The 23,740-nt window shown below is 67.5% G+C and carries 18 protein-coding genes and 1 tRNA gene; 2 read left to right on the plus strand and 17 right to left on the minus strand.

Annotated features, from left to right (window positions below; translation table 11 throughout):
- Positions 1-90 precede the first annotated feature (90 nt).
- From secG to polA, 14 genes are all read right to left on the minus strand, one after another.
- Positions 91-342, minus strand: coding sequence for a preprotein translocase subunit SecG (gene secG, locus E3O23_RS01990; RefSeq protein ID WP_134487536.1), 252 nt, complete (start codon positions 340-342; stop codon positions 91-93).
- 111 nt (positions 343-453) lie between these two features.
- Complete coding sequence (tpiA, locus tag E3O23_RS01995) at positions 454-1,254, minus strand: triose-phosphate isomerase (protein WP_174776580.1); 801 nt, start codon at positions 1,252-1,254, stop codon at positions 454-456.
- The gene (locus E3O23_RS02000; protein ID WP_174776583.1) at positions 1,245-2,453 is read right to left on the minus strand and encodes a phosphoglycerate kinase; all 1,209 of its coding nucleotides are present in this window, start codon (positions 2,451-2,453) and stop codon (positions 1,245-1,247) included. The genes tpiA and E3O23_RS02000 overlap by 10 nt, the downstream gene beginning before the upstream one ends.
- A gap of 17 nt (positions 2,454-2,470) precedes the next feature.
- Positions 2,471-3,478 carry a type I glyceraldehyde-3-phosphate dehydrogenase gene (gene gap / locus E3O23_RS02005; protein ID WP_134487542.1) on the minus strand — a complete coding sequence of 336 codons (1,008 nt, stop codon included), beginning with the start codon at positions 3,476-3,478 and terminating at the stop codon, positions 2,471-2,473.
- Between the two features lie 94 nt (positions 3,479-3,572).
- Entirely contained in the window at positions 3,573-4,199 is a 627-nt protein-coding gene (locus E3O23_RS02010) for a superoxide dismutase (protein WP_134487545.1), read from the minus strand.
- A gap of 114 nt (positions 4,200-4,313) precedes the next feature.
- Positions 4,314-5,294, minus strand: a complete 981-nt coding sequence (gene whiA / locus E3O23_RS02015) for a DNA-binding protein WhiA (protein WP_134487548.1) — start codon at positions 5,292-5,294, stop codon at positions 4,314-4,316.
- A gap of 54 nt (positions 5,295-5,348) precedes the next feature.
- Positions 5,349-6,224 carry an RNase adapter RapZ gene (gene rapZ, locus E3O23_RS02020; RefSeq protein WP_134487551.1) on the minus strand — a complete coding sequence of 292 codons (876 nt, stop codon included), beginning with the start codon at positions 6,222-6,224 and terminating at the stop codon, positions 5,349-5,351.
- A gap of 62 nt (positions 6,225-6,286) precedes the next feature.
- On the minus strand, positions 6,287-8,194 hold the full coding sequence (gene uvrC / locus E3O23_RS02025) for an excinuclease ABC subunit UvrC (RefSeq protein ID WP_134487554.1): 1,908 nt from the start codon (positions 8,192-8,194) through the stop codon (positions 6,287-6,289).
- Between the two features lie 34 nt (positions 8,195-8,228).
- Positions 8,229-11,096 (minus strand): excinuclease ABC subunit UvrA, encoded by a 2,868-nt coding sequence (gene uvrA, locus E3O23_RS02030; protein WP_134487557.1) that lies wholly within the window; start codon positions 11,094-11,096, stop codon positions 8,229-8,231.
- A gap of 83 nt (positions 11,097-11,179) precedes the next feature.
- Positions 11,180-13,246, minus strand: coding sequence for an excinuclease ABC subunit UvrB (uvrB, locus tag E3O23_RS02035; protein ID WP_134487560.1), 2,067 nt, complete (start codon positions 13,244-13,246; stop codon positions 11,180-11,182).
- A gap of 9 nt (positions 13,247-13,255) precedes the next feature.
- A complete protein-coding gene (coaE, locus tag E3O23_RS02040; RefSeq protein WP_134487828.1) occupies positions 13,256-13,885 on the minus strand; it encodes a dephospho-CoA kinase in 630 nt (209 codons plus the stop codon).
- A gap of 176 nt (positions 13,886-14,061) precedes the next feature.
- Positions 14,062-15,519 (minus strand): 30S ribosomal protein S1, encoded by a 1,458-nt coding sequence (gene rpsA / locus E3O23_RS02045; RefSeq protein ID WP_134487564.1) that lies wholly within the window; start codon positions 15,517-15,519, stop codon positions 14,062-14,064.
- Between the two features lie 151 nt (positions 15,520-15,670).
- Positions 15,671-17,347 (minus strand): DUF885 domain-containing protein, encoded by a 1,677-nt coding sequence (locus E3O23_RS02050; protein WP_134487567.1) that lies wholly within the window; start codon positions 17,345-17,347, stop codon positions 15,671-15,673.
- A 172-nt stretch (positions 17,348-17,519) separates the two neighbouring features.
- Positions 17,520-20,177, minus strand: coding sequence for a DNA polymerase I (polA, locus tag E3O23_RS02055; RefSeq protein WP_241983280.1), 2,658 nt, complete (start codon positions 20,175-20,177; stop codon positions 17,520-17,522).
- A gap of 82 nt (positions 20,178-20,259) precedes the next feature.
- On the opposite strand from polA, the gene E3O23_RS02060 reads away from it, so the two are divergent.
- Complete coding sequence (locus E3O23_RS02060) at positions 20,260-20,685, plus strand: hotdog fold thioesterase (RefSeq protein ID WP_134487573.1); 426 nt, start codon at positions 20,260-20,262, stop codon at positions 20,683-20,685.
- Positions 20,686-20,777: 92 nt separating this feature from the next.
- Here E3O23_RS02060 and E3O23_RS02065 read toward each other — a convergent pair whose 3' ends face one another.
- Positions 20,778-21,383 carry an ANTAR domain-containing response regulator gene (locus E3O23_RS02065; protein ID WP_092322006.1) on the minus strand — a complete coding sequence of 202 codons (606 nt, stop codon included), beginning with the start codon at positions 21,381-21,383 and terminating at the stop codon, positions 20,778-20,780.
- Positions 21,384-21,421: 38 nt separating this feature from the next.
- Here E3O23_RS02065 and E3O23_RS02070 point away from each other — a divergent pair.
- Positions 21,422-21,507, plus strand: a tRNA-Leu gene (locus E3O23_RS02070).
- A 104-nt stretch (positions 21,508-21,611) separates the two neighbouring features.
- Here E3O23_RS02070 and E3O23_RS02075 read toward each other — a convergent pair.
- Together E3O23_RS02075 and pyk are read right to left on the minus strand one after the other, a co-directional pair.
- Positions 21,612-22,103, minus strand: a complete 492-nt coding sequence (locus E3O23_RS02075; RefSeq protein ID WP_134487576.1) for an NUDIX domain-containing protein — start codon at positions 22,101-22,103, stop codon at positions 21,612-21,614.
- A gap of 118 nt (positions 22,104-22,221) precedes the next feature.
- A complete protein-coding gene (gene pyk / locus E3O23_RS02080) occupies positions 22,222-23,667 on the minus strand; it encodes a pyruvate kinase (RefSeq protein WP_134487579.1) in 1,446 nt (481 codons plus the stop codon).
- Positions 23,668-23,740: the final 73 nt, after the last annotated feature.

Consider the following 23,740-nt stretch of genomic DNA (forward strand, 5'->3'; position numbering starts at 1 on the left):
ATCCGAGTCCACTGGTCATCGGTCAGCAGAGCAGTACGCGACATTCCTCCAGCCTCCCAAACGAATCACGATTCGATTAGGAGACACGCCCTAGGCGCCGGTGTCGAACTTGGTGATCAAACCGAGCACGACGATGCAGGAAATCCACAGCAGGCCGAGAACGAGGGTGATTCGGTTGAGGTTGCGTTCGGCAACCCCGGATGCGCCGAGGTTGGAGGTGACGCCGCCGCCGAACATGTCGGACAGGCCTCCACCTCGACCCTTGTGCAGCAAAATGAGCATGGTGAGCAGGAGGCTCGTAATGCCGAGCAGTACCTGCAACACAACCTGGAGAATGTCCACGAAAACCTTTCACAATGCGATGGGCGCGCGCGGGCCCACCAAGACACTGGCAATTATAGCCTGACGGCCAAGCCCACCGGCGGTTGCCCCTCCGGACGGGCGCGTTGGCGCCTAGATTCCGACGTGTTTCTGGAACCGGACGATGCCCGAGAACTCATTGATGTCGAGGCTGGCACCGCCGACGAGCGCGCCGTCGACGTTGGGTTCGCGCATGAACCCGGCGATGTTGACGGCCTTGACCGACCCGCCGTAGAGGATGCGGGTCTTGTCGGCCACGTCCTGGCCGAGCGTCTCGTTCAGCACGACACGCAGCGCGGCGGCCACCTGCTCGGCCTGCTCGGGCGTCGCGGCCTGTCCGGAGCCGATCGCCCAGACCGGCTCGTACGCCACCACGATGTCAGCGGCCCTGGTGACCCCGGCGAGGGCGGCGCGCAGCTGCGCGACCGGGACGGCGCTCGGGCCGTGCAGTTCGAGGTCCGCGGCGGTCTCGCCGACGCAGATGATCGGGACCAGGTTGTGTGTGAGGGCGGCGACGACCTTGGCCGCGACCTGCTCGTCGGTCTCGGCGTGCAGGGTGCGACGCTCCGAGTGGCCGATGATCACGTACTGGCACTCGAGCTGGGCGAGGAACGCACCGGAGATCTCGCCCGTGTAGGCGCCCGACTCGTGTTCGGAGAGGTCCTGCGCGCCGAAGGCGAGCGGGAGCTTGTCCGCGGCGACGAGGGTCTGCACGGACCGCAGGTCGGTGAACGGCGGGAAGACGGCCACCTCGACGGCGGTGAAGTCGTGCCGCGCGTCCTTGAGGCTCCAGGCGAGCTTCTGCACGAAGGCGATGGCCTGGAGGTGGTCCAGGTTCATCTTCCAGTTGCCCGCAATCAGCGGGGTGCGCCGTGGGTTGATGTTCACTGCCATCCGAGGACCTCCAGTCCAGGCAGGCGCTTACCCTCGAGGAACTCGAGGCTGGCGCCACCGCCGGTAGATATGTGACCGAATTGGTCGTCGTTGAAGCCGAGAATGCGTACGGCCGCCGCGGAGTCTCCCCCGCCGACGACGCTGAGTCCGTCGACCTCGGTGAGCGCCGCCGCGACCCTGCGCGTGCCCTCGGCGAAGGCGGCGAGCTCGAACACGCCCATGGGCCCGTTCCAGAACACCGTCTTCGACGCACGGATGATGTCGGCGAACGCCCGGGCGGAGTCAGGTCCGATGTCCAGGCCGAGGCCGGAGGCGCCGAACGGGGTGTCCTCGATCGCGTCGGCCGCGGTCACCTCGTGTTCGGCGTCCGCGCCGAACTTCGACGCGACGACGATGTCCGTGGGGAGCACGATCTTCACCCCGAGGCGCTCGGCTTCCGCGAGGTAGCCGCGGACGGTGTCCAGCTGGTCGCTCTCCAGCAGGCTGGAGCCGACCTTGTGGCCCTGGGCCGCGAGGAAGGTGAACACCATCCCGCCGCCGATGAGCAGCGAGGTGACCCGGGGCAGCAGGTGCCCGATGACGCCGAGCTTGTCGGAGACCTTCGAACCGCCGAGGACCACCGTGTACGGCGCCTCGGGCTTCTCGGTCAGGCGGTCGAGCACGTCGAGCTCGGTCGCGATCAGCAGGCCGGCCGCGCTCGGCAGGAGTGTCGCCAGTTCGAAGACGCTGGCCTGCTTGCGGTGGACGACGCCGAAGCCGTCCGACACGAGCACGTCGCCCAGTGCCGCGAGCCGGGCGGCGAAGGCCGCCCGCTCGGTGTCGGCCTTGCTGGTCTCCCCGGCGTTGAAACGCAGGTTCTCGAGCACGACGACGCCGCCGTCGGTGAGCCGGGCGACGGCATCCGCGGCCGAGTCGCCGACGGTGTCGGTGGCGAAGGCGACGTCGGCTCCGAGCAGCTCGCCCAGGCGGGCGGCGACCGGGGCCAGGCTGTACTTCGCGTCGGGCGCCCCGTCGGGGCGGCCGAGGTGGGACACGACGACGACCCGGGCGCCCTGGCCGATGAGGGCCTGGAGCGTGGGCAGGGATGCGCTGATCCGGCCGTCGTCGGTGATCCGTCCGCCGTCGAGCGGGACGTTCAGGTCACAGCGGACGATGACGCGTTTGCCCCGGAGCGAACCCAGGGACTCGATGGTGCGCAGCAAACCGCGGCCCCCGGTTAGAGGCGCTCGGCGACGAACTCGGTGAGGTCGACCAGTCGGTTCGAGTAGCCCCACTCGTTGTCGTACCACGAGGCAACCTTGACCTGGTCGCCGATGACCTTGGTGAGGCCGGCGTCGAAGATCGAGGAGTGCGGGTCGCCGACGATGTCGCTGGAGACGATGGGGTCTTCGGTGTAGCTGAGGATGCCCTTGAGGGGCCCCTCGGCCGCGGCCTTGTACGCGGCGTTGACCTCCTCGACCGTGACCGGGCGCGAGGCCGTGACGGTGAGGTCGGTGATCGAGCCGGTCGGGACCGGGACGCGCAGCGCGTAGCCGTCGAGCTTGCCGACGAGCTCGGGGATGACGAGGCCGAGCGCCTTGGCGGCACCGGTCGAGGTCGGGATGATGTTGGCGGCCGCGGCGCGGGCGCGGCGCAGGTCGCTGTGCGGGCCGTCCTGCAGGTTCTGGTCGGCCGTGTAGGCGTGCACCGTCGTCATCAGGCCGCGCTCGATGCCGAAGTTGTCCAGGAACACCTTCGCGAGGGGCGCGAGGCAGTTCGTCGTGCAGGATGCGTTCGAGATGACGTCGTGGACGGCGGGGTCGTAGATGCCCTCGTTCACGCCGAGCACGATCGTGGCAACGTTGTCGCCGGTCGCCGGTGCCGAGACGAGGACCTTCTTCGCGCCGGCGGCGATGTGCTTGCGCGCGGCCTCGGCCTTGGTGAAGAAACCGGTCGACTCGATGACGATGTCGACGCCGAGCGCGGCCCACGGCAGGTTCGCGGGGTCGCGCTCGGCGAGCACCTTGATCGCCTTGCCGTTGACGACGATGGAGTCGCCGACGACCTCGACGGTCGCGTCGAGGCGGCCGTTGGTCGTGTCGTACTTGAGCAGGTGCGCAAGCGTCTTCGTGTCGGTCAGGTCGTTGACCGCGACAATCTCGAGTTCGCTGCCCTTGGCCAAAGCCGCGCGGAAGTAGTTACGACCGATGCGGCCGAATCCGTTGATGCCGATCTTTACAGACACGAATGACTCCATTTACTCAAGGCGCCGACGGCGCAGTTGGGGGTAATCAAAGGTACGGACGGCGCTGTCCCGTCAAGGCTGGGGAACCACGACGCTATGACAGTAGCAGCAGGCCGTTGGTCTTCTCACGGGCGGTTACGAAGCGCGTCTGCACGTTCGACCAGTCGACGATGTTCCAGAACGCCTTGACGTAGTCCGCACGAACGTTGTGGTAGTCGAGGTAGTAGGCGTGCTCCCAGACGTCGAGCATGAGCACGGGAACCGTGCCGGCCGCGAAGTTGGCCTGCTGGTCGAAGAACTGCTGGATGATCAGGCGCGCTCCGATGGAGTCCCAGGCCAGGACGGCCCAGCCGGAGCCCTGCACGCCCAGGGCGGTCGCGGCGAAGTGGGCCTGGAACTTGTCGAACGAGCCGAAGTTGTCGTCGATCGCCGCGGCGAGTTCGCCGGTGGGCTTGTCGCCACCGTCCGGGGACATGTTGGTCCAGAAGATGGAGTGGTTGACGTGGCCGCCGAGGTTGAAGGCGAGGTCCTTCTGGAGCTTGTTGACGTTGGCGAGGTTGCCGGCGTCCCGGGCTTCGGCCAGCTGCGCCAGGGCGGTGTTCGCGCCGGTCACATAGGCCTGATGGTGCTTGCCGTGGTGGAGTTCCATGATGGTGCCGCTGATGCTGGGCGCGAGGGCCGAGTAGTCGTAGGGCAGGTCAGGCAGGGTGTATTCAGCCATTTCAGTTCTCCTCTGGGTGTAGCCGGATGAGTAGCCGGTGCGGAGATTCCGCTGCCGGCGGTGGGCGACCATGACAGTCTAGTCAGGCGTGCGGGTGCCGCTCGCGATGTGTCATCACACGTCGTCGAGGTCCGGCGGAAGGTTGGCGTCGGTGCCCGGAATGCCAAGGTCAACGGCCTTTTTGTCGGCCATGGCGAGCAGACGGCGGATGCGCCCGGCGACGGCATCCTTGGTCATCGGCGGGTCGGCGTGGTGGCCGAGCTCGTCCAGGCTGGAATCCCGGAAGCTCAGGCGCAGCTCGCCGGCGTAGCGCAGGTGTTTGGGGATGTCGTCGCCGAGGATCTCCATCGCCCGGTCGACCCGGGCGCAGGCGGCAACGGCGGCCTGCGCGGACCGGCGCAGGTTCGCGTCGTCGAAGTTGACCAGGCGGTTGGCGGTGGCCCTGACCTCCCGGCGCTGGCGGAGTTCCTCCCAGTTGAGCACGGTGTCCTGGGCGCCCATGTGCACGAGCATGGCGCCGATCGCGTCACCGTCGCGGATGACGACCCGGTGCACGCCGCGCACCTCGCGGGCCTTGGCGACGATTCCGAGGCGCCCGGCGGCGCCTACGAGCGCCATGGCCGCCTCGTTGCCTGGGCAGGTTACCTCGAGGGCCGCCGACCGGCCGGGATCGGTGAGCGAGCCGTTCGCGAGGAACGCTCCGCGCCAGACGGCGGCGACCTCTTCCTTGGAACCCGTGGTGAGACGGTTCGGGAGGCCGCGGATCGGCCGGCGGCGGGCATCCAGCAAGCCGGTCTGCCTGGCCAGGGTCTCGCCGCCTTCGACCACGCGGACGAGGTAGTGGTTGGTGCGGCGCAGGCCGGATGCCGGCACGACCGACACCTCGCTGCGCACGCCGTACAACTCGGCGAGATCCTTGCGCACCCGACGCGCCAGCAGCGCGGTGTCGAGTTCGGATTCGACGGCGATCCGCCCGGAAATCATGTGTAGTCCCCCGGAGAACCGGAGGATTGTCGCTAACTCGGCCGCGCGCACGGTGGTCTTGGAGACCTCGATGCGAGCAAGTTCGTCTTTAACGTCGGCGGTGAGTGCCAATCGTATTTTCCATTCTGTTGTCCGGGCCAGGGTCTTTCGAACCGAAGGCCGTGGTTATTCTCGACCCAGGTCGCGGTGCTTGACGCTGACCGCGACGCCTGGGAATCCTTGGATGAGAGAGGCGAGTTCCTTGGCCATGGCCACGGAGCGGTGTTTGCCGCCCGTGCAGCCGATGGCGATCGTCGCATGCCTCTTGTTCTCGCGCTGGTAGCCGGCGAAGACCGGCTCGAGGGCGGCCGAGTAGTGGGCGATGAAGTCGCGCGCGCCGGGCTGGGAGAGCACGAAGTCGCTGACCTGCGGGTCCTGGCCGGTGAAGGCACGCAGCTCGGGGATCCAGAACGGGTTGGGCAGGAAGCGCGCGTCGGCGATCATGTCCACGTCGGTCGGCACGCCGTACTTGAAGCCGAAGCTGAGGATGGTCACCTGCAGCCCGGCGGCGTCTTCGGCGGCGAAGCGCTCGGTGATGGTGGTGGCCAGCTGGTGAATGTTCAAATCGGACGTGTCGATGACGATGTCGCAGACCTCGCGGACGGCGGCCAGCCGGGTTCGTTCGGCCGTGATCCCGTCGAGCAGGGTCCCGTCGCCCTGCAGCGGATGCGGGCGGCGGACGGACTCGAAGCGGCGCACGAGCACGTCGTCCCGCGCCTCGAGGAAGATGACCCGCACCTGGGTGCCGCTGCGCAGCGACTGCACGATCTCCTGGAAGTCGCTGAAGAACTCGCGGCCTCGGATGTCCACCACGGCCGCGATCTTCGGCAGGGTGCTTCCGGCCCGTTCGACCAGATCGACCAGGGGCCGGAGCATCTGCGGGGGCAGGTTGTCGACGACGTACCAGTCGAGGTCCTCGAGGGCGTTGGCCACCGTCGACCGACCAGCTCCGGACATTCCCGTGACGATCAGCACTTCCTGCTTCTCGATCTCCGCTGTCATTCTGGGCTGCGCCTTTGGTCGTGGTGGGCTGGTTTGTCCAGCCTACCTACCGGCGCGGGCGTTCAGGCGCGTAAATGCTGATGAATCGCGCCCGCGAGGGTCGGGCCGATGCCCCGCACGTCGGCAATCGCCTCCTCGGGGGCTTCCTTCAGCCGGGCCACCGAGCCGAAGTGCGCCAGCAGCACCTTGACCCGGGCCGGGCCCAGACCGGGGATCTCGGCGAGCACCGTCGAGATGTCGCGTTTGCGCCTGGATCGCTGGTGGGCGATGGCGAAACGGTGCGCCTCGTCCCTGATGCGCTGGATCAGGAACAGGGCGTCGCTGTTTCGCGGCAGGATCACCGGGTACTCCGAGTCCGGCAGCCAGATTTCCTCCAGCCGTTTGGCGATGCCGCAGAGCTGGATGCCCGTGATCCCCGCGTCGGCCAGCGCCCGGGCGGCCGCGGACACCTGGGGCTGGCCGCCGTCGACGATCAGGAGGTTGGGCCGGTACCGGAACTTCTTCCGTTTCTGCTCGGCGGACTCGGCCAGGACGGGGTCGGCCAGGGCGAGGTCAGCCAGGGCGAGGTCAGCCCCGGCCTGGTCGTCAGCGGGCACCAGGTAGGCCAGCCGCCGGGACAGCGTGCGGTAGATGGAGTCGGTGTCGTCGGTCGACTCGGGGATGGTGAACCGGCGGTACTCGTCCTTGCGCGGCAGGCCGTCCTCGAAGACCACCATCGAGGCCACGATGTTCGTGCCGCTCAGGTGCGACACGTCGTAGCACTCCATCCGGAGTGGCGCCTCCGCCATTCCGAGGGCTTCCTGGATGTCTTCCAGCGCCTTGGACCGAGCCACGAAGTCGGAGCTCCGCCTGGTCTTGTAGAGCATCAGGGCGTGCCGGGCGTTCTGCGCCGCCGTGGCCAGCAGCGCGGCCTTCTCCCCGCGCTGGGCGGCCACGATCCGCACCTTGCGCCGCGCCAGCCCCGCCAGCAGCGTCTCCAGCGCCTCGGCGTCGTCCGGGAGCTGCGGCACGACGATCTCCCGCGGCGGGGGGCTGTCGGCGCTGTAGGCGGTCTGCATGATCGAGTCGATCAGTTCCCCGGTGGTCACGTCGAGTTCCTTGTCGACCATCCAGCCGCGCACACCGCGGATCCGGCCGCCGCGCACGATGAACAGTTGCACCGCGGCCGCCAGCTCGTCTTCGTCGATGCCGAAGAGATCGATGTCGACGCTGTCCCGCAGCACGACGGCGCTCTTTTCGAGCACGGCATTGAGCGCCATCACCTGGTCGCGCCGCTTGGCGGCCAGTTCGTAGTCCTGGGCGGCCGCGGCGACCTTCATTTCGGCCGTCAGCTTGTTGATCAGCTTCTTGTCCTGGCTGCCCATGAAGCTGACGAACTCGTCGACCCTGGCGCGGTGTTCCTCGATGCTCACCGTGCCGGAACACGGACCGAAACAGCGGCCGATCTGGCCGGCGAAACACGGCTTGCCCGACTGCATGGCCCGCTTGTAGTTGGCGTTGTTGCAGGTGCGGATCGGGAACGCCTTGAGCATCAGCTCGATCGTCTCGTACACCGCCCACACCTTGGGGTACGGCCCGAAATAGCGGGCGCCGCGGATGCCGGTGGTCCGGGTGACCAGCGCGCGCGGCGCCTCGTCGGCGAGCGTCACGGCCAGGTAGGGGTAGGACTTGTCGTCCTTGAACTGCACGTTGAAGGGCGGGTCGAACTCGTTGATCCAGGTCCACTCGAGCTGAAGGGCCTCCACCTCGGTGCCGACGACGGTCCATTCGACGCTGCTGGCGGTGGTGACCATCCGCCGGGTGCGCTCGTGCAGGCTGCTCAGCGGGGCAAAGTAGTTGCTCAGCCGGGCCCGCAGGTTCTTGGCCTTGCCGACGTAGAGGACGCGCCCCGCGGCATCCCGGAACCGGTACACACCGGGGCTGGTGGGGATCTCACCCGTTTTCGGGCGGTAGCTCAGCGCGTCAGACATCGGCTCTCCTGGCGGCGGTCATCGCGGTCGTCAGTCATCGAGCGTCGAGCATCTCCTTGAGGAAGGTGCCAGTGTGGCTGCGCTTCACGGTGGCCAGGTGTTCCGGCGTGCCGCTGGCGAGCACACGGCCTCCCCCGGAGCCGCCCTCCGGGCCTAGGTCGATCACCCAGTCGGCCGATTTGATGACGTCGAGGTTGTGTTCGATCACGACGACGGTGTTGCCCTTGTCGACGAGGCTGTTCAGCACGAGCAGAAGCTTCCGGACGTCCTCGAAGTGCAGTCCCGTCGTCGGTTCGTCGAGGACGTAGACGCTGCGCCCGTTCGACCGGCGCTGCAGTTCGGTCGCGAGTTTGACCCGCTGCGCCTCGCCGCCGGACAGGGTCGTCGCGCTCTGGCCGAGGCGCACATAACCCAGTCCCACTTCGACGAGCGTCTTGAGGAAGCGGTGGATCGCCGAGATGGGTTCGAAGAACTCGGCGGCGTCGCTGATGGGCATGTCGAGCACCTCGGCGATGTTCTTGCCCTTGTAGTGCACGGTGAGCGTGTCGCGGTTGTACCGCGCTCCCCCGCACACCTCGCAGGCGACGTAGACGTCGGGCAGGAAGTTCATCTCGATCTTGATCGTGCCGTCGCCGGAGCAGGCCTCGCAGCGTCCGCCCTTGACGTTGAAGCTGAACCGGCCGGGCAGGTAGCCGCGCGCCTTGGCCTCCATCGTCTCGGAGAAGAGCGTGCGGATCTTGTCGAAGACGCCGGTGTAGGTGGCCGGGTTGGACCGCGGTGTGCGACCGATCGGCGCCTGGTCGACGTGGATGACCTTGTCCAGGTGGTCCAGGCCGGTCACCCGGGTGTGCTTGCCCGGGAGTTTGCGGGCGCCGTTGAGCTTGTTGGCGAGCACGCGGTAGAGGATGTCGTTGACCAGCGAGGACTTGCCGGAACCGCTCACGCCGGTCACCGCGGTGAACGTGCCGAGCGGGAAGCTCGCGGTCACCTTGCGCAGGTTGTTCGCCTCGGCGCCGGTGACGACGATCTGGCGCTCTGGGTCGATTTCGCGCCGCGTGGTCGGCGTCGGGATCGACTTTCGGCCGGCGAGGTAGTCCCCGGTGAGGGACTTCTTGTTGGCGAGCAGGGCCTCGTAGGAGCCGGAGTGCACGACGTGTCCGCCGTTGACGCCGGCGCCGGGGCCGATGTCGACGATCCAGTCGGCGGTGCGGATGGTGTCCTCGTCGTGCTCGACGACGATCAGGGTGTTCCCGAGGTCACGGAGCGCGACGAGGGTTTCGATCAGGCGGCGGTTGTCCCGCTGGTGCAGGCCGATGCTGGGCTCGTCGAGCACGTAGAGCACCCCAGTCAGGCCGGAACCGATCTGGGTGGCCAGGCGGATGCGCTGGGCCTCGCCGCCGGACAGGGTCGCCGCGGCGCGGGCCAGGTTGAGGTAGTTGAGGCCCACCCGGATGAGGAAGTCGAGGCGCACCTTGATCTCGCGCAGCACCTGGGCGGCGATGGTCTGTTCCCGCTCGGTCAGTTCGAGCTTGTTCATGAACGCGCGGGCGTCGGTCAGGCTGAGCTCGCAGACATCCGCGATGCTCGCCTCGTGCACCTTCACCGCGAGCACCTCGGGCTTCAGCCGGGTGCCGTCGCAGACCGGGCAGGGCACTTCGCGCAGGTATTCGCCCCAGCGCTGGCGCTGGGTGTCGGTCTCAGCCTGGAGGTACTGGCGTTCGATGTACGGGACGACCCCTTCGAAGCCGGAGGTGTAGCTCATCTCGCGGCCGTAGCGGTTCTTCCACTTCACCCGCACCTCGAAGTTGTCGCCGCGGAGCACCGCGTTCTGCACCTCGCCGCTGAGGTCGCCCCAGGGGGTGTCGAGGGAGAAGTCGAGGTCCCGGGCGAGCCCGGCGAGGAGCTTCTCGTAGTACTGGAACAGACCCTTGCCCTGGGTGGTCCACGGCAGCACGACGCCTTCGGCGATGCTGAGCTCGGGGTCGCCGAGGAGCAGGTCGGCGTCCACGGACATCCGGGTGCCGAGCCCGGAGCACTCCGGACAGGCGCCGAAGGGGGCGTTGAACGAGAACGTGCGTGGTTCGATCTCGGTCAGCTGCACCGGGTGGTTGTTGGGGCAGGAGAGCTTTTCGGAGAAGCTCCGCCAGGCGGCCTCTCCCTCGAGGTCGATGTAGTTGATCTGCACGAGGCCGGAGGTGAGCTTGAGCGCGGTCTCCAGCGAGTCGGTCAGGCGGCTGAGCAGCTCCGGGCCGGCGACGAGCCGGTCGACAACGACGGAGATGTCGTGCTTGAGCTGCTTCTTCAGGGTGGGCGGCTCGTTGAGCTGGATCTGGACGCCGTCGACGATCGCGCGCGAGTAACCGCCGGCCGCGAGTTCCTTGAACAGGTCGACGAACTCGCCCTTCTTCTGGGAGACGACCGGGCTGAGCACCTGGTACCGGGTGCCGGCCTCCAGCTCCATCAGCTGGTCGGCGATCTGCTGCACGGTCTGCGACTGGATGACCTCGCCGCAGACGGCGCAGTGCGGCACGCCGATGCGAGCCCAGAGCAGACGCATGTAGTCGTAGACCTCGGTGATCGTGCCCACCGTGGACCGCGGGTTGCGGTTGGTGGACTTCTGGTCGATCGAGACGGCCGGGCTCAGACCCTCGATGAAGTCGACGTCGGGCCGGTCGACCTGGCCCAGGAACTGCCGGGCGTAGGCGGAGAGCGACTCGACGTACCGCCGCTGGCCCTCGGCGAAGATCGTGTCGAAGGCGAGCGAGGACTTGCCCGACCCGGACAGTCCGGTGAAGACCACCAGCGAGTCCCTCGGGATCTCAAGGTCTACATTGTGGAGGTTGTGAACGCGCGCACCGCGGACGCTCAGTACGGGCCCGGACTCTACCTTGGTAATTGACACCCATTGAGTCTATTCAGTGCCGCTGACAGCTCGGTGACACCCGGTGCCGCCGGGTGCCGCCCGGTTCGGTCCAGGTGCCCGGTTCAGTCCAGGTGCCCGGCCTTCTCCATGTTGCGGAGTTCGCGCTTGAGCTCGGACAGTTCGTCGCGCAGCCGGGCGGCGAGCTCGAACTTGAGTTCGCCGGCGGCCTCGAGCATCTGCCCGTTCAGGTCGGCGATGATCGACTCGAGGTCGTTCGCGCCGTTGGCGGCCAGGCCGACCCGCTTCCCGCCGGGAGTCGGCGTGCGGCGGCGGGCATCCCGGCCGGCCAGGAGTTCGGCCGTGTCGGCCTCCTCGCGAGCGAGGACATCCGTGATGTCGGCGATTCGTTTGCGGAGCGGCGTCGGGTCGATCCCGTGCAGGGTGTTGTACTCGACCTGCTTCTCCCGGCGGCGGTCGGTTTCGTCGATCGCCCGGGCCATCGACGGGGTGAGCCGGTCCGCGTACATGTGCACCTGCCCCGACACGTTGCGGGCGGCCCGGCCGATGGTCTGGATGAGCGAGGTCGCGGACCGGAGGAAACCCTCCTTGTCGGCGTCGAGGATGGCGACGAGGGACACCTCCGGCAGGTCGAGACCCTCGCGCAGCAGGTTGATGCCCACGAGCACGTCGTAGAGGCCGGAGCGCAGTTCGGTGAGCAGCTCGACCCGGCGCAGGGTGTCGACGTCGGAGTGCAGGTAGCGCACCCGCACCCCGGCCTCGGTGAGGAAGTCGGTGAGTTCCTCGGCCATCTTCTTGGTCAGGGTGGTCACGAGCACGCGTTCGTTGCGTTCGACCCGGAGCCTGATCTGTTCGAGCAGGTCGTCGATCTGGCCGGCGCTGGGCTTGACGATCACCTCGGGGTCGATGAGGCCGGTCGGGCGGATGATCTGTTCGACGATCCCGTCGGCGATGCCCAGCTCGTATTTGCCGGGGGTGGCCGAGAGGTAGACCGTCTGGCCGACCCGGTTCTTGAATTCGTCGAACTTGAGCGGACGGTTGTCGAGCGCGCTGGGCAGCCGGAAGCCGTGCTCGACGAGGGTGCGCTTGCGCGAGGAGTCGCCCTCGTACATCGCGCCGATCTGGGGCACGGTGACGTGGGACTCGTCGATGACCATCAGGAAGTCATCAGGGAAGTAGTCGAGCAGGCAGTGCGGCGCCTCGCCGGGGCTGCGGGCGTCGATGTGCCGGGAGTAGTTCTCGATCCCGGAGCAGAAGCCGATCTGTTCCATCATCTCGAGATCGAAGGTGGTGCGCATCCGGAGACGCTGGGCCTCGAGCAGCTTTCCTTCACGTTCGAGCTGTTCGAGCCGTTCGGCGAGTTCTTCCTTGATGGTTCCGATGGCGCGGTGCATGACGTCAGTGCTGGCGACGTAGTGGGAGCCGGGGAAGACCGAGACGGCGTCGAGCTTGCGCACGATATCGCCGGTGAGCGGGTGCAGGCTGTAGAGGGCCTCGATCTCGTCGCCGAACATCTCGATCCGGATCGCGAGTTCCTCGTACATCGGGATGATCTCGATGGTGTCGCCGCGCACTCGGAAGTGGCCGCGGGAGAAGTCGATGTCGTTGCGCTGGTACTGCATCGAGACGAACTTGCGGATCAGCCAGTCCCGGTCGACCCGCTGGCCCACCTGCAGCGCGACCATCGCCTGGAGGTAGCCCTCCGGCGTGCCCAGGCCGTAGATGCATGACACGGTGGACACGACGATGACGTCGCGGCGGCTGAGCAGCGCGTTCGTCGTCGAGTGCCGCAGCCGTTCCACCTCCGCGTTGATCGACGAGTCCTTCTCGATGAAGGTGTCGGTCTGCGGGACGTACGCCTCCGGCTGGTAGTAGTCGTAGTAGGAGACGAAGTACTCGACCGCATTATTGGGCATCAGCTCACGGAACTCGTTGACCAGCTGGGCGGCGAGGGTCTTGTTGTGCGCGAGCACCAGCGTCGGCCGCTGCACCTGCTCGATCAGCCAGGCGGTCGTAGCCGACTTGCCGGTTCCGGTCGCGCCGAGCAGGACGACATCCGTCTCGCCGGCATTGATGCGGCCGGCAAGCTCCGCGATGGCGGTCGGCTGGTCGCCACTGGGCGTGTACTCGCTGACAACCTCGAACGGGTGCACAGAGCGCGTGGGTTCCATGCGTCTAGTCTACGGAGCGCCTCTGACAGTCGACCGACCGAGCTCCGCGCGCACCCGCTCGTACAGCGCGTCGACCTGGGCGAGGGTGTGCGCGAGCGTGCCGTCGGTGTCGATGACGACGTTGGCGATGGCGAGGCGGTCGGCGGCGCTGGCCTGCGAGCCGATCCGGCGGGCGGCATCCGTTTCGTCCATCCCCCGCAGGTCGACCATCCGGCGCATCCGGGTCTCCTCGTCGGCGTGCGCGACGACGATGAGGTCGAACGGATGCGCGACGTCGGCCTCGACGAGCAGGGGCACGTCGTAGACGACGATCGCGTCGGGGTCGGCCTGCTCTGCCGCCCGGATCAGCTCGTCCGAGAGGGCCCGGACGGCGGGATGCACGATGGCGTTGAGCTGGGCGAGGGCGGCCGGCTCGCCGAAGACCAGCGCGCCCAGGGCCGCACGGTTGAGGCTGCCGTCGGCGTTCAGGACCTCGTCGCCGAAGGTCTCGCGGATCCGGGCCAGGGCATCCGTGCCGGGTTCGACGACGACCCGGGCCAGGTGGTCCGCGTCGATGTGCACGGCCCCGTGCTCGACCAGGCGCCTGGCCACGGTGCTCTTGCCCGATGCGATCCCGCCGGTCAGCCCAATCACGTACACGTCTGCCATGCTAACCGCCCCCACTCGTCGAACCGTGAGTTTGGCACCTTCCCGGCCCCAACGAAGGTGCCAAACTCACGGTTCGGCGAAGGATGTGGAACGAGAAAAACGGAACAGGCCGCACCCCGGAGGGTGCGGCCTGCTTGCGGTGCTGTCGAACTCGTGGTGCTGTGTGACTAGTTGGAGCTGGAGAGCTTCTCGCGAAGTGCTGCCAGTGCCTCGTCGTCCGCGAGGGTGCCGGCGCCGGCAGCCTCGGTGGAGAAGGAGGACCCGGCGGCCGGCGCGACATCGCCGACGGCGATGATCTCGTCGTTCGCGGATGCGACCTGCTTCTTGTGGGCTTCCCAGCGAGCCTGGGCCGCAGCGTAGTCCTGCTCCCACTTCTCGCGCTGGGTTTCGAAGCCTTCGCGCCACTCGTTGGTCTCCGGGTCGAAGCCCTCGGGGTACTTGTAGTTGCCCTTGTCGTCGTACTCGGTGAGCATTCCGTAGAGCGCCGGGTCGAACTCGGTGCCTTCGGGGTCGACGTTCTCGTTGGCCTGCTTGAGGCTCAACGAGATGCGGCGACGCTCGAGGTCGATGTCGATGACCTTGACGAAGACCTCGTCGCCGACGGAGACAACCTGCTCGGCCAGCTCGACGTGCTTGCCGGAGAGCTCGGAGATGTGAACCAGGCCCTCGATGCCCTCGGCGACGCGAACAAACGCGCCGAACGGAACGAGCTTGGTGACCTTACCCGGTGCAACCTGGCCGATGGCGTGGGTGCGGGCGAAGACCTGCCACGGGTCTTCCTGCGTGGCCTTGAGCGACAGGGAGACGCGCTCGCGGTCCAGGTCAACCTCGAGGATCTCGACGGTGACTTCCTGGCCAACCTCGACGACCTCGCTGGCGTGCTCGATGTGCTTCCAGGAGAGTTCGGAAACGTGAACCAGGCCATCGACCCCGCCCAGGTCGACGAACGCACCGAAGTTGACGATCGAGGAGACGACGCCCTTGCGGACCTGTCCCTTCTGGAGGTTGTTGAGGAACGTGGTGCGGCTCTCGGACTGGGTCTGCTCGAGCAGGGCGCGACGCGACAGCACAACGTTGTTGCGGTTCTTGTCGAGCTCGAGGATCTTCGCTTCGATCTCCTGGCCCAGGTACGGGGTCAGGTCGCGAACGCGACGCAGTTCGATGAGCGAGGCCGGCAGGAAGCCGCGGAGGCCGATGTCGACGATGAGGCCACCCTTGACGACCTCGATGACCGAACCGGTGACAACGCCATCGGATTCCTTGATCTTTTCCACATCGCCCCAGGCACGCTCGTACTGTGCGCGCTTCTTGGAGAGGATGAGGCGGCCTTCTTTGTCTTCCTTCTGAAGGACAAGGGCCTCGACCAGGTCGCCGACCTTGACAACCTCGGAGGGGTCAACGTCGTGCTTGATGGAAAGTTCGCGGGAGGGAATGACACCCTCGGTCTTGTAGCCCACGTCGAGGAGAACCTCGTCGCGGTCGATCTTCACTACGGTTCCTTCGATGAGGTCGCCGTCGTTGAAGAATTTCAGAGTCTTTTCGACCGCGGCAAGGAAGTCTTCAGCAGATCCGATGTCGTTGATGGCGACCTGCTTGGGTGCCCGTTCGGTCGTTGCGATTGTCATGTAGTAGTTGCTCCAGGATGGACATAGTTAGGCCACACGCAGAAAGAGGGATCTTTTTTTTACTCCGCGCATGGCAACGGATAGGACGTCACAAACGTGACGTTCAACCTTAGCTGTTTGCGGAGGCGTGCGGCAACCTCGCGGGTGAAAGCTACTTCAGCAGCGCCGAACGCAGCGTGTCGAGGCCGACGCCGCCGAGGTCGAGCGCCTTGCGGTGGAACTCCTTGATCGAGAAGGCGTCGCCCTCACGCTCCTTGTAGGTGTCCCGCAGCTGCTCCCAGATGCGCTGCCCGACCTTGTAGGACGGGGCCTGTCCGGGCCAGCCGAGGTACCGGTTCACCTCGAACTTGACGAAGCTCTCGTTCATGTTGACGTTCTTGCCCATGAATTCGAGGGCGTAGTCGGCGTTCCACGTGCCGGAGTCGTCGGGCAGCGGCTTTTCGAGGTGCACGCCGATGTCGAGGACGACGCGGGCGGCGCGCATCCGCTGGCCGTCGAGCATGCCCAGGCGGTCGGCCGGGTCGTCGAGGTAGCCCAGCTGCTCCATCAGGCGTTCGGCGTAGAGCGCCCAGCCCTCGGCGTGGCCCGAGGTGCCGGCCAGCTGGCGGCGCCAGGTGTTGAGCTTGGCGCGGTTGTAGACGGCCTGGCCGATCTGCAGGTGGTGCCCGGGGACGCCCTCGTGGTAGACCGTGGTGAGTTCGCGCCAGGTGTCGAATTCGGTGACGCCGGCCGGTACGGACCACCACATCCGGCCGGGGCGGGAGAAGTCGTCGGTGGGGCCGGTGTAGTAGATGCCGCCCTCCTGGGTCGGGGCGATCATGCACTCGAGCTTCTTGATCTCGTCGGGGATGTCGAACTGGGTCTCCGAGAGTTCGGCGACCGCGCGGTCGCTGGTCTCCTGCATCCACTTCTGCAGGGCGTCGGTGCCGTGCAGTTTGCGGCTCGGGTCGGTGTCGAGGAACGCGATGGCCTCGAGCACGCTCGCGCCAGGCTTGATCTGGTCGGCGATGCTCTCCTGCTCGGCGACCATCCGGGCGAGCTCCTCCCGGCCCCACTCGTAGGTTTCGTCGAGGTCGATCTTCGCGCCGAGGAACCGGCGCGAGGCCAAGGCGTAGAGTTCGCGGCCGATCGCATCCTTCTCGGTGGCAGCGGGCTGGAGTTCGTCGGCGAGGAAGGCGGCCAGTTTGCCGTACGCGGCCGCGGAGCCCTGGGCGGCGGTGCCCAGGTCCCTGGCCAGGCTGGCGGGCAGGCTGCCCTCGGCCAGCGTGGCATCCGCGGTGAAGTGCGCGAAGAAACCGTCGTTGGCCGCGTGGCGCTGCGCCTGCAGGAGGACCTCCCGGACCTGGCGGCGGGCCGGCGTGACCCCGCGCTCGATGCCGAGGCGGAGCGTCTCGATGTAGCCGTCGATGGCGGCCGGCAGGTTGCCGAGGCGCGAGGAGATGTTCTCCCAGTCGTCGACGGTGGAGGTGGGCATGAGGTCGAAAATCTCGCGGATGCCCTGGGCCGGGGAGGCGATGACGTTCAGGTCGCGCAGCTGCAACTGCGCCTCGGAGCTCTCGACCTCGAGGGCGAGGTCGCTGCGCAGGTCCGTCTGGGTCACCTCGTCGACATCGTCGACCGCCGTCGCCGCATCCAGCTGGGCGATGACGCGCTTCGCGGCCTCGAGGGTGCGTTCGTGGCCGGCCGGCGAGTAGTCGCCGAAGCGGCCGTTGCCCTCGGTCCGTCCGATGTACGTGCCCACGGTGGGGTCGAGCTCGACGAGGGTATCTACCCACTCCTCGGCAATCCGGTCGATTGCCGTCGGGGTGCGCTGGCTGTCATGAGTCATGGGCACGAGCCTAGGACACGGAGTGTCCCTTGAGCGGGAGCCGAACCACAAAGCGCGCGCCGGGCGGCCGGCGACTGCCGCCGACAATCGCCGATTCCGCCGACTGTCGCCGCTGTACCGGGTATTCTCGGCACGAACGGCGACACTCGCCTCGCGGGGGCGCCGCGGACCCCTAGTGCGCCGCGTCATCCCAGTTCTGGCCGCGGCCGACCTGCACGTCCAGGGGGACCAGCAGGTCCGCCGCGGTCGACATGCGGTGGGTGACCACGGCCTGGAGCGCCTCGAACTCGCCCGGTGCCACGTCGAAGACCAGTTCGTCGTGCACCTGGAGCAGCATCCGCGAGCCCATGTCGGAGTCGGCGATGTCCCGGGCGATGCCGTTCATCGCGATCTTCAGGATGTCCGCCGCCGAACCCTGGATCGGCGCGTTCAGCGCGGCCCGCTCGGCGTTCTCGCGGAGCACCCGGTTGGGGCTGTGCAGCTCTGGGAACGGACGCCGACGGCCGAAGATGGTCTCGGTGTAGCCGTCCATCTTCGCCTGTTCGACGACACGGCGGAGGTAGTCGCGCACGGCGCCGAACCGGGCGAAGTAGTCCGTCATCAGCTGCTTCGCCTCGCTGGTCTCGATCCGCAGCTGCCTGGACAGCCCGAAGGCGCTCAGGCCGTAAGCGAGGCCGTAGGACATGGCCTTCACCTTGGTGCGCATTTGGTTGCTGACCTCGTCCGGCGCGACGCCGAAAATCCGCGAACCGACGAAGCGGTGCAGGTCTTCGCCGGCGTTGAACGCCTCGATCAGTCCGGGGTCCCCGGACAGGTGCGCCATGATCCGCATCTCGATCTGCGAGTAGTCGGCGGTGAGCAGGCACTCCGCGCCGACGCCTGCCTGGAATGCCGCCCGGATGCGGCGTCCCTCCTCGGTGCGGATCGGGATGTTCTGCAGGTTGGGGTCGTTCGAGGAGATCCGCCCGGTCGCGGTGCCGATCTGCAGGTAGTTGGTGTGGATGCGCCCGGTCTCGTCGATCGCCTTGTCCAGCGTCTCCACGATCTGGCGCAGCTTGGTGGCGTCGCGGTGTTTGAGCAGGAGGTCGAGGAATGGGTGCGGGTTGCTGGCCTGCAGGTCGGCGAGGGCGCCGGCGTCCGTCGTGAAGCCCGTCTTGTTCGCCCGGGTGCGCGGCATGCCGAGCTGGTCGAAGAGCACCTCCTGCAGCTGTTTGGGCGAGCCGAGGTTCACCTCGCGGCCGATCTCCGCGTACGCGGCCGCGGCGAGCCCGGCGGCCTTGTCGCCCAGTTCGCTGGAGAGCACGGCCAGCTGGTCGTGGGACACGGCGACCCCGGCCAGCTCCATCTCCGCCAGCACCAGGAGAGTCGGCATCTCGATCTCGGTCAGGACCCGGTGCGAGCCCGGGTCGAGCAGCGGCAGCACGGCCGCCGCCAGGCGCAGCGTGTACCAGGCCTGCTGCGGCACTCCCCCGTCGGCGGTCTCGTCCGGCACCAGTTGGTTGGGGTCGTGCACGGGGAGGACCTCGTCGAGGTACCGGGAGACCAGGTCGGACAGGGTCTTGTCCGGGGTTCCGGGGCGGAGCAGCCAGCCGGCGACGAGCGTGTCGACGGTCAGCCCGCCGAACGCCAGCTTGCTGCGTTGGAGCGCCTTGACCTGGTTCTTGGCGTCGTGCATGATCTTCGGCGCGTCGCCGGCCAACCAGGCCTCGAAGGGCGCGTAGTCGGTGCGGTCAGGCTGCCAGGGCAGGTTGAGCGCCTCCGTCTTGCTGGACAGGCCGAAGCCGATCGCCTTGCCGTCCTGCACCTCCACGGTCAGGCCCAGCCCGTCCGGGCAGGCCGCGGTGGAGCGGGTGATCCAGGCGGCGAGTTCCTCGTCGAGCAGGTCGCGCGCGCGCGGGGCGGCCGGCGCGTCGGAGCGCAGTTCCGCCGGGGCGGTCACGATCGCGGCACCGCCGGACGCGGCGTCCCCGCCCTCGAGTTTGATCACGCGTTCGAGCAGGTTTTTGAACTCGAGGCGACCGAAGACGTCCCTGACGGCGGGTTCGTTGATCGGTGCGCGGGCGAGGTCGGGGAGCTCGACCGGCAGGTCGAGGTCGGTGATGAGGTGGTTGAGCCGGCGGTTTCGGATCGCGTTTTCCTTCTGCTCGCGCAGATTGTTGCCGACGACGCCCTTGATCTCGTCGGCGTGTTCGAGGATGCCGTCCAGGCTGCCGTAGAGGCCCAGCCACTTCACGGCCGTCTTCTCGCCGACCTTGGAGATGCCGATCAGGTTGTCGCTGGTCTCGCCGACGAGGGCGGCGACATCCGGATACTGGCCCGGGTCGATGCCGTACTTCTCGCGCACCCGCGCCGGGTCGTACCGGGTCAGCGCCGAGACGCCCTGGCTCGCGGGGTAGAGCAGGGTCACGTTCTCGTTGACCAGCTGGATGGTGTCCCGGTCGCCGGAGACGACGAGCACGTGGTAGCCCTCGGCGGTGCCGCGCACAGACAGGGTCGCGAGGATGTCGTCGGCCTCGTAGTCCTCTTTGGTGAGGGTGGTGATGTTCATCGCGGCGAGGGCCTGCTCGAGCAGGGGCACCTGGCCGATGAACTCCGACGGCGTCCCGGCCCGGGTGCCCTTGTACTCGGGGTACACCCGCGTGCGGAACGAGGCCCGGGAGATGTCGAAGGCGACGGCGATGTGGGTGGGCTTCTCGTTGCGCAGCAGGCTGAGCAGCATCGACAGGAACCCGTGAATGGCATTGGTGTGCTGCCCGTCATGGGTTTGGAAACTGTCCAGCGGCAGGGCATGGAACGCTCGGAACGCCAGGGAATGGCCGTCAATGATCATGAGGGTAGGCTTTTCGGAGTCCAACACACTCCCAGCCTACAAGCGTCCTCGGACCCGGCCGGGCCAGCAATCAAAGGTGAACATGATCAATCAGACCCAGGATTCGCTCGCGTGGGTGCAGGAGCGCGGCGCGGGAGCCCTCGCCGAGAAGATGGGCATCGAGTTTGTTGAATTCACCGTCCAGCGGGCCGTGGCACGGATGCCGGTGGAGGGCAACACGCAGCCGGCGATGCTCATGCATGGCGGGGCATACGTCGTGCTCGGTGAGTCCCTCGGTTCGATGGCGGCGAACCTGCACGCCGGCCCGGGGAAGCTCGCGGTCGGCATCGAGATCAACGCCACCCACACGGGCTCGGCGACCTCCGGCTACGTGACCGGGGTGTGCACGGCGATCCACCTGGGCCGCACGCTCACCACGCACGAGATCGTGGTGACCGACGATCGGGGCCGCCGGTGCTCGACCATCCGCATCACGAACCTGATCAAGGACCTGCCGACGGAGGCCTGACCGCGCGCAGCCGAACGACAGCGGGGCCGGGGTTCTCCCCGGCCCCGCTTCGTCTGAACTTCGCTGCTTCCTGGTTTCGCTGCCTGGCTTCGCTACTTTTTGGCGGAGAGTTGCTCGATGATCGCCTGGGCGACGTCGTGCATGGTGAGGCGCCGGTCCATCGATGCCTTCTGGATCCAGCGGAACGCCTCGGGTTCGGTGAGGCCCATTTTCTCGTTGAGCAGGCCCTTGGCCCGGTCGACGAGCTTGCGGGTCTCGAAGCGCTCGACCAGGTCGGCGACCTCGGCCTCGAGGGTGATGATCTGGCTGTAGCGCGAGAGGGCGATCTCGATCGCGGGCAGCAGGTCGTTGGGGGTGAACGGCTTCACCACGTAGGCGAGCGCGCCGGCCTCGGTCGCCCGTTCGACGAGCTCCTTCTGGCTGAACGCGGTCAGCAGCACGACCGGGGCGATGTGCGCCTTGGTGATGCGCTCGGCGGCCGAGATGCCGTCGAGGTGGGGCATCTTCACGTCCATGATGACCAGGTCGGGCCTGAGCTCCATGGCCAGGGCCACGGCGGTCTCCCCGTCGCCGGCTTCGCCGACCACCTCGAAGCCGTTGTCACGGAGAATTTCGACGATGTCGAGACGGATGAGGGATTCATCCTCCGCAACGACAACGCGGCGGGGAGGAGTGGGGGGAGTCTCTTGGTCGGTCACAGCCAAAAGCCTACGGTATTCTGGGGCAGGTGTTGTGAGCCGGTGTGGCGGAATGGCAGACGCGGAGCACTCAAAATGCTTTGTTCGAAAGGACGTGTGGGTTCGAGTCCCACCACCGGTACCACTGACACCCTGATTGTTGCCGCTCGCGCACACCCACCGCGGGACACCCGCTGAGTCGCGGACAAAGTACCTTCCCGTGCGAATTGAAGGTACTTTCTCCGCAACTCAGCCCCGCGCGGGGTGAACGTCGTGACCCGCCCACCAGGCGAACGCGTCGTCGGCCACGTCGTCGATCCACTCGAACCGGTCCAGCTCGGAGATCTCCGCCCTGGTGAACCAGCCCAGCTGCGAAACCTCGTCCTGCTCGAGCCACTGCACGCCGGAGTTCAGCCGGCAGGCGTAGACGGTCGTGACGTACGACACCCGGTCGCCGTTCGGGCACGTCGTGGCCAGCCGTCGGCCGCCGTAACTGCCGACGACCCCGAGCACGTGCCCGTCGGCGCCGGTTTCCTCCATGAGTTCCCGGCGCACGGCATCCAGCGGTTCCTCGAACGGTTCGATGCCGCCGCCGATGAATCCCCACTTGTCGCCGGCGACGTGCCGGGCGAGCAGCAGGCGTCCGGCGTCGTCGAAGACGGCGGCCGTCACGCCCGGCAGGAGCACGAGGTCGTGCCCGATGTGGCGACGCAGGTGTGAGACGTAATCGGAGGCAGGCATGCGCCCCACCCTACGTTGACACCAGCTGAGTCGCGGACAAAGTACCTTCCCGCGCGAATCGAAGGTGCTTTTTCCGCAACTCAGCCGCGCGCGGGGCCAACCACGCGCCGGACGAACGCTAGTTGCGGGCGTACGCCGGGGCGACCTCGTTGTGGGCGTCACCGACGCGGTGCACGCGGATGTCGTTCGTGGAGCCGACGATTCCGGGAGGGGAACCGGAGATGACCACGACCGTGTCGCCGATCTCGGCGAGGCCCTCACCGAGCAGGATGTCGTCGACCTGGCTGAACATCGAGTCCGTGTGGGTCACCCGGTCGACCAGGTAGGTCTGGATGCCCCAGGTCAGCGCCAGGCGACGGCGGATGCCGGGCTCGGGCGTGAAGGCCAGCATCGGGATCTTCGACCGCAGGCGGGACATCCGCCGGGCCGAGTCGCCCGACTCGGTGAAGATGCAGAGGTACTTGGCCTCGACGAATTCGGCGACCTCGATGGCGGCGAGGGTGATCGCGCCGCCCTGGGTGCGCGGCTTGTTCGTCAGCGGCTGGATGCGCTCCAGGCCGTGCTCCTCGGTCGAGACGATGATCCGGGCCATGGTCTGCACCGTGACGACGGGGTACTCGCCGACGCTGGTCTCCCCGCTGAGCATGACGGCGTCCGCGCCGTCGAGCACGGCGTTGGCGACGTCGGAGGTCTCCGCGCGGGTGGGTACCGGCGCGTGGATCATCGACTCGAGCATCTGGGTGGCGACGATGACGGGTTTGGCCATGCGCCGGGCGATCTCGACGGCCCGCTTCTGCACGATCGGGACTGCCTCGAGCGGCAGCTCGACGCCCAGGTCGCCGCGGGCGACCATGATGGCGTCGAAGGCGTCGATGATCTCTTCGAGGTTGTCGACGGCCTGGGGCTTCTCGATCTTCGCGATCACCGGGACGCGGCGGCCCTCTTCGGCCATGATGTTATGCACCCGGGTGACGTCGGCGGCGTCGCGCACGAACGACAGGGCGATCAGGTCGGCGCCGAGGCGCAGGCCCCAGCGGAGGTCGGCTTCGTCCTTCTCGGACAGCGCCGGGACGTTGACGGCCACGCCGGGCAGGTTGATGCCCTTGTTGTTCGAGACCGGGCCGGCCACGATCACGCGGGTGGTGACGACGATGCCGTCGGTCGCCTCGACCTGGACCTTGACCTTGCCGTCGTCGATCAGCAGGAAGTCGCCCGCCTTCACGTCGAGGGGAAGGCCCTTGTAGGTCGTGCCGGAGAGTTCCTTCGTGCCCAGCACGTCCTGGGTGGTGATCTTGAAGATGTCGCCCACGGCGAGCTCGTAGGGGCCGCCCTCGAACTTGCCGAGCCGGATCTTCGGGCCCTGCAGGTCGACCATCACGGCAACGGCGCGGCCGGAGTCGTTGGCGGCCTTGCGGACGTTGGCGTAGATGCCCTCGTGGACGTCGTAGGTGCCGTGGCTCAGGTTCATCCGGCAGACGTCGACGCCCGCGTCGATGATCGCCCGGATCTGCTCGTAGCTGGATGCTGCCGGCCCGAGGGTGGCGACGATTTTAGCGCGTCTCATACTGGTGGGGCTCCGATTTCCGCGCTGGTGGCGCATTGGGACTTGCGTAAGTTACATCCCCTGGGGGACGTCT

The sequence above is a fragment of the Cryobacterium tagatosivorans genome (genome assembly GCF_004402215.1).
Classification (GTDB): Bacteria; Actinomycetota; Actinomycetes; order Actinomycetales; family Microbacteriaceae; genus Cryobacterium; species Cryobacterium tagatosivorans.